This window comes from Massilia psychrophila, assembly GCF_002760665.1.
Lineage (GTDB): Bacteria > Pseudomonadota > Gammaproteobacteria > Burkholderiales > Burkholderiaceae_D > JAFCUW01.
The window spans coordinates 23514-35364 of record NZ_PDOB01000029.1 but is presented as its reverse complement, the minus strand read 5'-3'; the positions used below and the strand labels follow the sequence as shown (position 1 = coordinate 35364).

Sequence of the window (11851 nt, the reverse complement as noted above, 5' to 3'; positions counted from 1 at the left end):
TGTCGCGGAGCGCCGACAATATGATAGTTCGCTCCAACCCAGCGCGTCCGTTCCTGCAAGCCCGCACCTTTGACATCGGCGCGCGTTGTGTCGCATTGTTTCTATAAGCATTAGCCGATCAGCACCGCGCGAAGCGCACGTCCACCGTCGACACCTGGGCGTCGGCCTTCGGTTTCTTCGGCTTTTTCGGCTTTTTGACCACTTCGCCCCTGGTGTCGGTGAGCGGCACCCGGTGGTCCGGCTCGAAACCGGCCTCGTCGATCCGCACCAGGGTTTGCCCGGTCAGCACTTCGATCGCCGCCAGTTGCACCACTTCATCGGCGCACACCAGCGACACCGCTTCGCCGGAGGCGCCGGCGCGACCGGTGCGGCCGGTGCGGTGGATATAGTCCTCGGCCACGATCGGCAAGTCGAAATTGACCACCAGCGGCAGGTCGTCGATGTCGAGGCCGCGGGCGGCGACGTCGGTTGCGACCAGGATCCTGGCATGGCCTGCCTTGAAGCGCTCGAGCGCGCGCAGGCGGGCCGGCTGCGGTTTGTCGCCGTGGATGGCGTCGGCCGCAACGCCGTGCGCTTCGAGCGTGTCGACCAGCGCATCGACGCCCTTGCGCGTCTTGACGAACACCAGTACCTGGTCCCAGCGTTTTTTCTTGAGCAGGTGCATGAACAGTTCGGGCTTGCGCTTTTTGTCGACCGGCACGATCCACTGGGCGATTGCCTTGACGGTGGTGTTACGCGGACTGACTTCGATCGACACCGGGTCGGCCAGCAGTGTGGCGGCCAGTGCGCGGATCTGGTCCGAGAAGGTGGCCGAGAACAGCAGCGTCTGGCGGCGCGCCGGCAGCGCGGCGAACACGGCGTTCAGCTCGCGTGAGAAGCCGAGGTCGAGCATCCGGTCCGCTTCGTCCAGCACCAGCGTCTGCAGCTGATCGAATTTCACCGCGTTTTGACTATACAGGTCGAGCAGGCGGCCGGGCGTGGCCACCAGCAGGTCGAGTCCCTTGCGCAGCTTCATCATCTGCGGATTGATGCTGACGCCGCCGTAAGCGACGTGGGTGCGCAGCGGCAGGCCGGCGCCGTAAGCGGCGAAACTCCGGTGTACCTGTTCAGCCAGTTCGCGGGTCGGCACCAGCACCAGCGCACGCACCGAATTGGGCGCCACCTGCTGGGCTTGCATCGTCAGGTTTTGCAAAATCGGCAGCGCAAACCCGGCGGTCTTGCCGGTGCCGGTCTGGGCCGCGGCCAGAACATCGCGCCCGGCGAGGACGGCGGGAATGGCTTGCGCCTGCACCGGGGTGGGCGCCTGGTAACCGAGCGTGCCGAGCGTGCGCACGAGCGGATCGATCAGGCCGAGGGAGGCAAACGACATGGGAAGCACCTTGCAATGTAAGAGGACGGGCAACAGTTTACCCTGTCGAGCCCGACAAGTACCAAAATCAGTGACGCGCGTTCAGGAAACGGCGCGTGCGGCCACTACCTGCTGCGCGACAGTCGGCTTGACCGGATCGTTTTTACCCTTGCAGGCTAGTAACAGCAGGCAGGGAAGGGCGAGGGTGAGGGCGGTCCAGCGGTAAGCGCGTGGTTTCATGGGAAGCTCCTCGTGGTTGACGACATCGATCATACGCGCGCCGCGGCGGCGGCGGCGCGCGGCGCTGCCGCGATCGTGCCAGGCCTACTTGGGATTCGCCGCGGCGCTGGCCTCGACGTACAGTTCCTTGCCGTTGATAAATTTGCCGTCGCTTGCCATCGTCAGCATGTGCATGCCCAGGTCGTTCAAGCCGAGCCGCGTCAATTGATCCTCCGACACGCGCAGCATGTAATTGCCGGGCACCACGCTCGAGAGCACGAAGTAGCCATCCGACGCGCTCCTGGCAGTGCCGACGACCTTGCGGTTGGCGTTCACCAGTTCAAGGTCGAGATCGCCGACAGCGCGGCGCTGGCCGCCCACCACCATGTAAGTGGTGCCATCGATTTCGCCGGTGATGCTGACGGCAAAATCGAGCTGGCTGACCTTGCCGGGGCGCGGCACAATGCGGTAGCCTTTCTGTTGCGCCGCCAGCTGCGGGTCTTCGAGGCTGGCCATGTCGAAACCGATATCGACGTTCTGCTTGACCGGCAGGCGGTTCAGGTGGACGATGCCGTCGGCGCCGGTGCGCGCCAGCGTGCCGCCGCCGTTGACGGTAAAGCCGGCGCCCTCGACCGGCTGCTCGCCCGGGTCCAGCACGCCGTTCTGGTTGGTGTCGAGGAACACGCGCACCGAGGCGGCGCCGGTCGGCGCCATCGGCTGGGCGTCGGTCATCCAGTGCCCGCGGCGCGGCTCGAACCCCATGGCGACGAACAGCTGGATACCGACGCCGTACTCGCCGCGGTTGGAATAGTAGCCGTTGACGCCGATGCCGACGCTGCCGAGGCTCTTGTTGAGGGCGGCGGTGAGGCGGTATTCCTGATCTTGGAAGCCGCGTATCACGCCCAGGTTGAGCAGGGTGCCGTCGGCCAGGTTCTTGTCGGCCGAAATGGCGAGCGTCGAGGTGGCGAAACGCGGCTCGATACTGTATTGCAGCTGGCCGCTGATGCCGATACCGGCGACCCGGCGGCTCGCTTGCAGGACGCCGTCGGCTGACTTGATGCCACTGTTCGACTGCCAGCGCACGGCGTTGGTGACGGCGGTGCCGAACCCGTAGGCCGAGACGCGCCCGAGCAGCTCGACATTCTGGGCGTTCGATTCGAGCCGGTCGCGTTTCACCTGCAGCGACACCGGCATGCGCGAGGCGCCGGCGGACGGCAGCGTACCGTCGACCTGCAGTTCGTCGCGCGAACGCACCGGGTCGGCCCTGGGCAAGTACAGTTCGCTGCTGAAATCCTTCACTTCTGCGTGGCTGGCGCCAAGCGACAGGCCCTTGACCTGGGTCTTGAGCGCTACTTGCGCAAGCCGGCCGCCGTTGTCCGACTTGGCGGCATCAAGCGAGAGGATGAACGATTGCAAATAGCCGTGCAGGCCGGCGTTGGCGTAGCGTTGTTCCTTGCCGTCCAGGTTTAAACGCACCAGGCCGCCGTTGACGCTGAGCTGGCGCGTCAGCCCCCAGTCGAACTGGGCAACGCTGCGCCGCTTGCCGTGCTCGTCGCGCTGGCCGGTGAGGCTGTAGTAGGCGTGACCCGGCTTGATGATCGACTGCTCCAGCAGGAAGCTCTGGCGTTCGACCCGCAACTGGCCCAGCGGGCCGTGAAACACCAGCCGAAACTCGTTGAGCCCGTACACCAGCGGCAGGTCGGCAAAAATGTATTGGCCGTCCGCGCGCGACTGCTGGAACGCCACCAGGCCTTCGTTAAAATACAGTTCGACGTCCCAGCCCGGCGGCAGGTCGCCTTGCAGAGTGTGGCGGTCGAAGCGGGTCGGCTGGTTGAGCGGGCGGTTGCCGACCGTGATACCGCCGCTGCCCGTGCTGCTCAGGGCGATATTGGCGACGCCCGGCGCGGGCACGCTGCCGACCATCACGGTGCGCGCGTGCAGCGAGCCGAGCAGGTTGGCGTCGGGGTCGTGGCGCCCGAGCGACCAGCGCAGGTCGGTTGCCTTGTCGCGCAAGTTGCGGTTAGCATACAGCTCGGCTTCCACCCCCATCAGGTCGCCGGTCAGGTAGGCGGTATAGGCGGCGCTGGTCTGGCCGCCGGCGCCGGCACGCCGCGCGTCGAGCCCGAGCGTCTGGTCGATGAACGGCTTGTCGAGCTTGCGGTAAGGCGTGGCCACACGCGGAAACTCGGGGTCGACGTACTCGCCACGCGGCCCGGTGCGCTTGCCGCGGTCCTGCCGCTCCAGGCCCGCCTGCAGCGGCAGCTTTTCGCGCGGGATCACCTTGAGCGTCAGGCTCGACATGTCGACCTCGAGCGCGACCGGCAGCCAGCGCGACAGCAGGCGGCTGGCGACGTAGATGTCATCGGCCTGCAGCTTGACGAGCGAGCGGTCGAGTACCTCGCGCTTGTCGTTGACCGTCACTGCGAGTCCGATGACGTCAAGGCTGAAGCCGCGCTGCTCGTCGAGCACGTAACCGCTGGCGCGGCCCTCGACCGGCTGAGTGCGGATGGCGATGGTGAGCAGCTTGGACAGTTCGCCCAGCGGCAGGAACACGTCGTTGCCGAACTGGTAGGCGGTGAGCGACTCGGATAGCAGGTGCTGGTCGAGCCGCACCTCCAGCAATACCAGGTTGGGAGCGTCCTTCGGCTGCGCGCGGAAACTTTGGGCGCACGCTGGCGGCGTTGCCAGCAGTGCCGACCCCAGCGGCAATGTCAGCGCCAACGCGATTGCCCACAGCGGCGCCGGCGCCAGCGCCAGCCGCGTAACGATCGGTTTCGACGCTAAGGGAAGTTTGATATTCACGGTATTGATTATTAGTCATACCGTGGTCACGCCATCGCCGGAAAAGACGGCCGTTTCACCCGCAGTTCAAGAACAATTCGGCGCAGGCGCTCCTGCTGTAGATCAGGGCAGCGCCAGTGTGCCTTCCGCCAGCAGCGCGCCGCCTGCTTCGGGACGCTCGCGGTAGGTCACGCGCAAGGCCCCGCGCGCCAGCACGACGCCGGGCGCAGGTTGCAAACTCATTTTGGCGCGGCGCAACAGGTTGGGGTTATACACGGCGATGCCGGCGGCGCGCCCGATTACCTGCTCGGCGCCCCCTTGCGGCGTGAACGCTACGGCCAGGTCGCCATACACCGAGCTGTTGCCGGTGCGCTCGAATTGCAGCGTCAGCAACGGCGCCTTGCCGTCTTTCAGCAGTTCCAGATGCGACAGGCTGACGCTGGCGGGCGCCACCTCGTGGCGCACGATCACCGGAATCGAGGCGCCGATCAGGGCGGTGAGGACGATGCCGATCTGCTTGTCCTTGCCCGCTTCGACGCTGTTTGCGCCGCGCGGCTCGGGCATTTTCTCGAAATGCAGGTGGGAGCGGTACTCGCCGGCGGCGAGGTCGGCTGGTTTGCGCACCATCACGCGCACGGTCTGGCTGGTGCCCGGCTGCAAAGTCACCTGGCGTGGCGAAAACTGCACCAAGTCGTTGGCGAACAGCTCGCCCGGCAGCGGCGCCGTATTGACTTCGAGGAACTGACCGTCCTCACCCATGCGCTGGTTGACCAGGCTGATGCGGTAAACGGCGGGCTCGCTGCCGTTATTGATCAGGTCGACCTGGGTAGCGCGCTGGTTTTTTTCGAACACCACGCGGGTTGGGTACAACATCAGGTCGGCCAGCGCCAGTTGCGGCAATAGCGCCATGGCGGCGAGCATGGTCAGCAGCACGCGCCGGGTAATCGATCGGGCGGAGACGAAATAGCTCATGGGGAACTCCTTAACTTTTTGCAAGTATACCCGGCATTATTGGTAATTAACAGTCACCACGAAGGTGCCCGAATAGTTCCCGGGCGCCTGGTTCGACGCGACGGTCAACCTGGCGCCCACCAGCACGACAGTCTTGCCGGTACCGAGCACGGAGCCGGCAGGATCGCTGACGAAGTTGTCAACGGTCATCGAGTTGGTGCCGCTGATCATCTGCACGCTGTTCGGCAGGATGATCGTGGAGAAAACCCCCGATTTGCCGGTCCCGGTTTGGCCCAGATTGAAAGAGGCCGAGGTGATGGTGCCGCCTGACATCAGCACGACGCCGCCGGTCTTGCTGCGTACACCGGCCGCGGAGAGAATGATGGTGCCGCCGGTGTTGGCGGCGAACCTGCCGTAGCTCAGGTTGCGCGTGGTGGTGACGTTGGCGGTCTTGCCGGCCGCATGCAGCGGCGCCGCCGGCAGCCAAAGCAGCAGCGGAAGCAATAGCGACAGCAGCAGCGGGACTGGCCCGCGCCGAATTTCAAGTAGGGGCATCGTGGGTCATTCTCCGAGCGCGGCTGGCCGCTCGAGCGACGCGCCCGCCGTGGCGGGCGCGTCAGCCGACTGCTTAGTTGTAGACAACCGTAGCGGTGATGTTGCCGGTGTAAGCACCAGAGACCTGGTTGATGCCGACGGCCAGGCTGCCGCCGATATAGATCGACTGGGTGCCGCCGGCGCTGAGGGCGCCGGCCGCGGCCAGGGTCGTTGCGCCGCCGGCACCGGTCAGGTCGCTGATCTGGGTCAGCGCCATCGGCGCGCCCGGGCCGGTCAGCGTCACGCCGGCGGCGTAGGCAATGGTGTAGGTGGAGCTGGCCTGGCCGGTGACGTCGAACTTGGCGGCTGCCGGGGCGGCGGCGCCGGAAGCGGTGACCGGTCCGCCGGTAAAGGTGCGGGCGCCGTTGGTGTTGATGTCGACGGTGCCGGTGGTGGCGCCTGGATAGAAGCTGCCGAAAACCAGGTCGGCGGATTTGGTGATGGCGATCGGCGTGACGACAGTTGCGGTAGCCGTCGCGCTGGCATTGTTGGCCGCGCTTGCGCCGCCGCTCAAAGTGGTCGCGCCGAGGGCGAGGACGGAAACGAGGGCGATTTTCAGGCTGTTTTGCTTGGCTGCGGTGATCTTGTTCATTTTATAGCTCCTTATTGTTTTCGTTAAAGAACGGGATTTTTGGGAACAGTCGACTGAGAAACATTTAACAACTTGTCGCGCCGTCCTGCGATGCATGTAACCAACTCTCTGGCTGTGCGACTACATTCAATTTACCACTAAGTTTTGCTGAAAAGAAATCAAGTAGTACATAAAATTGCTCTAAATCACTATCTTAATGGTAACTAATTTTCTTTAGTGTTGTTTTTCAATCATTGCCTAAAAGAATTTACTATGCATAAAATGAAATTTATTTTTTTTAACGGAAACCAGTACTAATAGTTAGTAAAGATTTTAAAAAAGCACTAAATGAGTTGGTAGAACTGTAAGATTGGTGGGGAACCGCACAGACTTGAGTGTTGCGTCTGGTAAACTGAGTTTCTTGTTCAGGCAGGTCTGCCTGCAAAACGACTAGAGGTCCTCCATGAAAACCCTGATTATCGCCGCCGCCATTTTTGCTGCCGCCTTCCCCGCAATGGCGCAGACCAGCGTCAGCATCAACGTCGGCCAACCCGGCTTTTACGGCCGTATCGAATTGGGTAACTACGCGCCGCCGCCGGTGTATTACACGCAGCCGGTGATCGTCGAGCGCGAGGTGCGCTACGTCGCCCGGCCGGTCTACCTGCGCGTGCCGGAAGGCCACCGCAAGCACTGGAGCAAACATTGCAGCAAATACGCTGCCTGCGGCCAGCAAGTGTTCTTCGTGCAGGACGGCTGGTACAACAATACTTACGCGCCGCGCTATCGCGAACAGCACCGTCCTGTCGTCGTGCGCGAGAGCGGCTACCGCGACGACGATCGTGGCGATTACCGCGGCGAGAATGACGACCATGGCCATGGCAAGGACAAGAACAAGGACAAAGACAAGGACAAAGACAAGGACAAGGGCCATGGCAAAGGTCACGACAAGCGCGGCGATTAAGCTGGCAAGCGCCTGATTGGTAAAAAGAGGGGAAAAATTAAAATAGCGTGTCCCGCCTGCGCAACACGCTATTTTTTCGCCAATTTTTGGTCCAATCCCTTATCTCCCGGTGACGCTTCGAGCACCATGAGGCGTTGCGCGGCATCTCGCTACGCTGGCCGTCAGAGAGCCGTTCAGGGCCCTGTTATGGAACATCCAAGGCGCGTTCATAGTAAACTGCCGGCGGGTCCGACAATTGTCGGGCGCGTCATTTGTCTCAAGGGAGAACGGTTTGCGCAGCGAAATCGTAATTGTGGGTGGGGGTGCGGGCGGGCTCGAATTGGCCTGCAAACTGGGCCGCAAATTAGGGGCGTCGAAAGTCATGCTGGTTGACAGCCGCCTGTACCATATCTGGAAGCCGTCCCTGCACGAAGTGGCGGCCGGCACGCTCGACATCCATCAGGAAGGGCTGTCCTACCAGATGCTGGCGCACGATAACGGTTTCACTTTCGTCTACGGCGCGCTGGTCGGGCTCGATCAGGCGCAAAAGCGGCTGACCGTCGGTCCCATCACCACCCTGGCGCAAGAAGAAGTGCTGCCCGAGCGCCGCATCGGCTACGCCAAGCTGGTGCTGGCGGTGGGCAGCACGTCCAACTATTTCGGCGTGCCCGGCGCGGCCGAACACACGATTTCGCTCAACGCCACTGAAGACGCCGAGCGCTTCCGCCTGCGTCTGCTGCGGCTGCTGTCGGCGGCGGACCAGGACAAGAGCGAGGGCAGGGAAGGGGCGGTCGACATCGTCATCATCGGCGGCGGCGCTACCGGGGTCGAACTGGCGGCCGAGCTGCGCGAGGCCAGCAGGGTGTACGCCAGCTACGGTTTCGAACACCTTGATGCGCTGCGCGACGTGCGCATCACCTTGCTCGAAGGAGCGCCGCGCATCCTCGCGCCGCTGCCGGAGCGGGTGGCCGGCGCCGCGCTGTCGCTGCTGCAGGAACGCCATATCAGCGTCGTCACCGGCTGCAAGGTCACAAGCATCGAGCCGGGTCGGGTGCTGGACGCCGACGGCCACGCCTATCCGGCCGACCTGTGCGTATGGGCGGCCGGCATCCGGGCGCCGGAATTGCTGTCGACCCTCGGGCTGCCGACCGGCCGCGGCGGACAGCTCGAGGTCGACGGCTGGCTGCGCGTGAAGGGGGCCGAGCACATCTATGCGCTGGGTGACTGCGCCGCCTGCATCGACCGCAACGGACAAGCCGTGCCGCCACGCGCCCAGGCCGCGCACCAGCAAGCCGATTTCCTGCGCCGCACCTTCCTGCTGGCCGCAAAGGGCAAGCCGCCGCCGGCAAAAGCCTACGCCTACACCGATTACGGCTCGCTGGTGTCGGTCGGCAGCACCACCACCGTCGGCAGCCTGATGGGGGCGTTACGGGGCTTCAGCTGGTTTGTCGAGGGATTCTTTGCCCGCCTGATGTACCAAAGCCTGCACCTGATGCATCACCGCGCGGTGCTTGGCACGCTGCGGACAAGCCTGCTGGCGATCGCGCGCTTCCTGATCCGCCGCACCACGCCGCTGGTCAAGCTGCACTGACGGCGTCGCCGCGCTGCGTCGGCTCGGTGCGCGGCAGGATCAGGGTGAGTACCGTGCCGTGCCCTTCGTGCGCCGGCCGCGCGCTGAACCGCCCGCCCAGGAAGGCGGCCCGTTCGCGCAGCGTGCGCAAACCATGATGATGAGGGTAAAAATACGGCTCCGGGCCGATTCCGACGCCGTTGTCGCGCACCGTCAGCATCACCTGGTCGCCGTCATCGTCGAGGATCACCTCGACCTCGGTGGCCCTCGCATGAGCAGCCACGTTGCGCAGGCCTTCTTCCACGCAGCGCAGCAGCGCCACCGCTTGCACGCGCGGATAGCCGGCGTCCTCCTCGGGCAGGCTGGCGCGGGCGGTAATGTTGTGGGTAGCGCCGAACTCGGCCACCAGCTCGCCGATCGCTGCCTTTACGCCGAGAAACTCGAGCTTGTCGTTCCATAGCGCCAGCTGCATCTTGCGGTTGCTGTCGATGATGGTCAGGAGCAGCTGCTTCATCTGCGCGCTACGCTCCTGCAGCGCCTTTTCCTGCGGCAGCTGCTGGGTCAGCAGCGCCAGGTGCATCGTCAGCGCCGTCATCGACGAACCGAGGCTGTCGTGCAACTGGCGCGCCAGCAGGCGGCGCTGGTCGTCCCAACTGGTGGTGACGTGGCCGAGCAGCTCGGCCACGTCGGCGCTGCGGGCGAGCGCCGGCCGATCCGAGGGGGCGTCGGCAAGTAGGGGAGACGGTGGCCAGGCCGATGCAGTCATGGGGCGCTTTGTAAAAACTTTCCCGAATCATACAGCAGCTTGTTGCCGCCTGTCGCGCACCGTCAGCACCACCTGGTCGCCCTCTGCGCCGAGGGCCGGGGGCGTGTCGACGCTGATCTGGAAGCTGCCGGTGCGCCCGGTGGCCTTGAAGGTGTCGATGCAGGCGCACACCAGCGCCGACAGGTCGAGCAGGATCACCGCGAAGTCGTGCAGCAGCACCTGGCGACCAGGGTCTTTTGTTTTTCGGTGTTAAGCACGTCATTCCTGCGCTACGTTTCTGGCTAGTTGAGCAGCATGCTGCTCGCGGCAGAGAATAGCAGAGACGCTATTTCTCGCGCGCACGTTTTGCTGGCGAATCATGTGGGGGTATTGGCGGACCCGGCAACAGTAACAATGCCGTTCGGCGCCGTCACAACGAATGTGGAGTTGTGTGTATCTGAGTAGTTTGTACGCTGGCGCACATCCCCAGCCGGGACACTGTGACATAGTAGAAACGTGTCCAGTTCAACCGCGCAACATAAGGAACCGGCTTCCCAATCCTGAAAGGACAAACCATGAATATCGAAACCATCGTAGATCCCAGCTTCACGAGCAAATCCTTCCGCGAACTGACAGAATCGCCGATCAGTGCGCTGCGCGGCGTGAGCGCAGCGGACGCGCGCGCGCTGAGCCAGGCGTTTGGCGTGAACACCATCGGCGAACTGGCCGGCCTGCGCTTCGTCAAGTGGGCTAACGCGATCAAGACGCTGGCCGACGAAGAAACCGACACCATGGCGCAGCTTGCCAAGGAAATCCTGCTGGACGAAGCGGTTGAGATGACCTTCCCGGCGAGCGACCCAATTTCAGTCGATGCCGGCATCACCCGCATCGAGGTGCCGCCGGAGATGGTCAACGCCTGCACCGACCACCAGGCCGCGGCCAAGGTGGCGGCCAACATCGATGCCGGCGTCGCCAAGGGCGCCAAGGGCAAGTAGGACGCAAGCAGGCGACAATCCGGAGTAATCAAAAAAGCCAGCTGAAAGAGCTGGCTTTTTCGAGCAATTTTTAGCGCCGCCGCGCCAGTTCGGGTGAGGCCGGCGCCTTCGCCGCCGGCTGCGTCGACGTCGCGCAGAAGCGGTTCTTGCCGCCGCGCTTGGCTTCGTAAAGTGCGTAATCGGCAATGCTGATGAGTGCGTCGACCGTCTCTGCATCGTCCGGGTAAATGCTGATGCCGATGCTGGTCGACAGCTGCAGCGTCAGGTCGTTGACGAAGATCGGCTGCGCTACCGCCTCGACCAGCTTGGCCGCGGGGCCATGGGCGTCGGACAGGCCGCCCACTTCGCTCAGCACCACCATGAACTCATCGCCGCCGAGGCGGGCGACCGTATCTTCCCTGCGCGAGTTGGCCAGCAGCCGTTGCGCCACCGTCTTGAGCACTTCGTCGCCATAGACGTGGTCATAAGTGTCGTTGATCGTTTTGAAGCCATCAAGGTCGAGGTACATGATGGCCGCCTTGTGGTGATTACGGCTGGCATGTTGCAAGGTGGTGGCAATGCGGTCCTCGAGCAGGCGGCGGTTGGGCAGGCCGGTCAGCGGATCGTGCAGCGCCAGTTCCTGCTGCGCCTTGCTGTACTGCGCCAGTTCGCGGTACAGCAGGCGAACTTCGAGCATGTTGTGGATACGCTTGTGTACTTCGAGCAGGTCGAACGGTTTGCTGATGAAGTCGCGCGCGCCTGCTTCGAGGGCGGCGATCTTGAAGCTCGGCTGGGCGGTAAGGGCAAGCACCGGCAGGTAGCCCCCCTGTTCGATTTCCTTGAGGCCCTTCATGACCTGGAAGCCGTTCAGCCCCGGCATTTGCAGGTCGAGGAGAATCAAATCGTAATTGTGTTGGCGGTGCAGCGGGCACACCTGCTCCGGCAGCATTGTCGAGCTGACGCAGGTATAGCCTTCTTCGCGCAATATCTCTTCCATCAGCTCGATATTGTCGGCCGAATCGTCTACCACCAAAATTTTTGCGTTAAGGATGTGTTCTCGGCTGGGCATGCGTGGTCTCGGTCATTGCGCAATCTCTGGACCCGGGCGGCGCCTGGGTGGGTGTGTGCTGCTGGGGCACAATTTTGCAAACTTTTAGC

12 protein-coding genes are annotated in these 11851 nt (G+C 63.6%); 3 read left to right on the top strand and 9 right to left on the bottom strand.

Annotated features, from left to right (window positions below):
• Positions 1-118: 118 nt before the first annotated feature.
• The 6 genes from rhlE1 to CR103_RS16285 form a co-directional block, all read right to left on the bottom strand.
• Entirely contained in the window at positions 119-1369 is a 1251-nt protein-coding gene (gene rhlE1 / locus CR103_RS16305; protein ID WP_099917006.1) for an RNA helicase RhlE1, read from the bottom strand.
• A gap of 81 nt (positions 1370-1450) precedes the next feature.
• A complete protein-coding gene (locus CR103_RS22800; RefSeq protein WP_180279426.1) occupies positions 1451-1588 on the bottom strand; it encodes a hypothetical protein in 138 nt (45 codons plus the stop codon).
• Between the two features lie 84 nt (positions 1589-1672).
• Entirely contained in the window at positions 1673-4369 is a 2697-nt protein-coding gene (locus CR103_RS16300) for an MSCRAMM family protein (protein ID WP_099917005.1), read from the bottom strand.
• A gap of 102 nt (positions 4370-4471) precedes the next feature.
• Entirely contained in the window at positions 4472-5320 is an 849-nt protein-coding gene (locus CR103_RS16295) for a fimbrial biogenesis chaperone (protein ID WP_099917004.1), read from the bottom strand.
• A gap of 36 nt (positions 5321-5356) precedes the next feature.
• Positions 5357-5854: a DUF4402 domain-containing protein gene (locus CR103_RS16290; protein WP_099917003.1), complete on the bottom strand. Its 498-nt coding sequence runs from the start codon at positions 5852-5854 to the stop codon at positions 5357-5359.
• A 73-nt stretch (positions 5855-5927) separates the two neighbouring features.
• Positions 5928-6485, bottom strand: coding sequence for a DUF4402 domain-containing protein (locus CR103_RS16285; protein ID WP_180279425.1), 558 nt, complete (start codon positions 6483-6485; stop codon positions 5928-5930).
• A 442-nt stretch (positions 6486-6927) separates the two neighbouring features.
• Here CR103_RS16285 and CR103_RS16280 point away from each other — a divergent pair, with 442 nt between their 5' ends.
• Entirely contained in the window at positions 6928-7425 is a 498-nt protein-coding gene (locus CR103_RS16280; RefSeq protein WP_099917001.1) for a hypothetical protein, read from the top strand.
• Positions 7426-7696: 271 nt separating this feature from the next.
• Positions 7697-8995 (top strand): NAD(P)/FAD-dependent oxidoreductase, encoded by a 1299-nt coding sequence (locus tag CR103_RS16275; protein ID WP_099917000.1) that lies wholly within the window; start codon positions 7697-7699, stop codon positions 8993-8995.
• Here CR103_RS16275 and CR103_RS16270 read toward each other — a convergent pair.
• Both CR103_RS16270 and CR103_RS16265 read right to left on the bottom strand, forming a co-directional pair.
• Positions 8982-9740 (bottom strand): sensor histidine kinase, encoded by a 759-nt coding sequence (locus CR103_RS16270; protein ID WP_099916999.1) that lies wholly within the window; start codon positions 9738-9740, stop codon positions 8982-8984. The genes CR103_RS16275 and CR103_RS16270 overlap by 14 nt on opposite strands.
• Positions 9741-9767: 27 nt before the next feature.
• Positions 9768-9959, bottom strand: coding sequence for a hypothetical protein (locus CR103_RS16265; RefSeq protein WP_099916998.1), 192 nt, complete (start codon positions 9957-9959; stop codon positions 9768-9770).
• A gap of 335 nt (positions 9960-10294) precedes the next feature.
• On the opposite strand from CR103_RS16265, the gene CR103_RS16260 reads away from it, so the two are divergent.
• Positions 10295-10714 carry a hypothetical protein gene (locus CR103_RS16260; protein ID WP_099916997.1) on the top strand — a complete coding sequence of 140 codons (420 nt, stop codon included), beginning with the start codon at positions 10295-10297 and terminating at the stop codon, positions 10712-10714.
• A gap of 70 nt (positions 10715-10784) precedes the next feature.
• Here CR103_RS16260 and CR103_RS16255 read toward each other — a convergent pair whose 3' ends face one another.
• Positions 10785-11762 (bottom strand): GGDEF domain-containing response regulator, encoded by a 978-nt coding sequence (locus CR103_RS16255; protein WP_099916996.1) that lies wholly within the window; start codon positions 11760-11762, stop codon positions 10785-10787.
• Positions 11763-11851 lie beyond the last annotated feature (89 nt).

Bases quoted from the DNA above. Each gene is read 5' to 3' on its own strand.
- CR103_RS16290 (WP_099917003.1), bottom strand. From the start codon at position 5,854: ATGCCCCTACTTGAAATTCGGCGCGGGCCAGTCCCGCTGCTGCTGTCG.
- rhlE1 (WP_099917006.1), bottom strand. From the start codon at position 1,369: ATGTCGTTTGCCTCCCTCGGCCTGATCGATCCGCTCGTGCGCACGCTC.
- CR103_RS16280 (WP_099917001.1), top strand. From the start codon at position 6,928: ATGAAAACCCTGATTATCGCCGCCGCCATTTTTGCTGCCGCCTTCCCC.
- CR103_RS16255 (WP_099916996.1), bottom strand. From the start codon at position 11,762: ATGCCCAGCCGAGAACACATCCTTAACGCAAAAATTTTGGTGGTAGAC.
- CR103_RS16295 (WP_099917004.1), bottom strand. From the start codon at position 5,320: ATGAGCTATTTCGTCTCCGCCCGATCGATTACCCGGCGCGTGCTGCTG.
- CR103_RS16285 (WP_180279425.1), bottom strand. From the start codon at position 6,485: ATGAACAAGATCACCGCAGCCAAGCAAAACAGCCTGAAAATCGCCCTC.
- CR103_RS16270 (WP_099916999.1), bottom strand. From the start codon at position 9,740: ATGACTGCATCGGCCTGGCCACCGTCTCCCCTACTTGCCGACGCCCCC.
- CR103_RS16260 (WP_099916997.1), top strand. From the start codon at position 10,295: ATGAATATCGAAACCATCGTAGATCCCAGCTTCACGAGCAAATCCTTC.
- CR103_RS22800 (WP_180279426.1), bottom strand. From the start codon at position 1,588: ATGAAACCACGCGCTTACCGCTGGACCGCCCTCACCCTCGCCCTTCCC.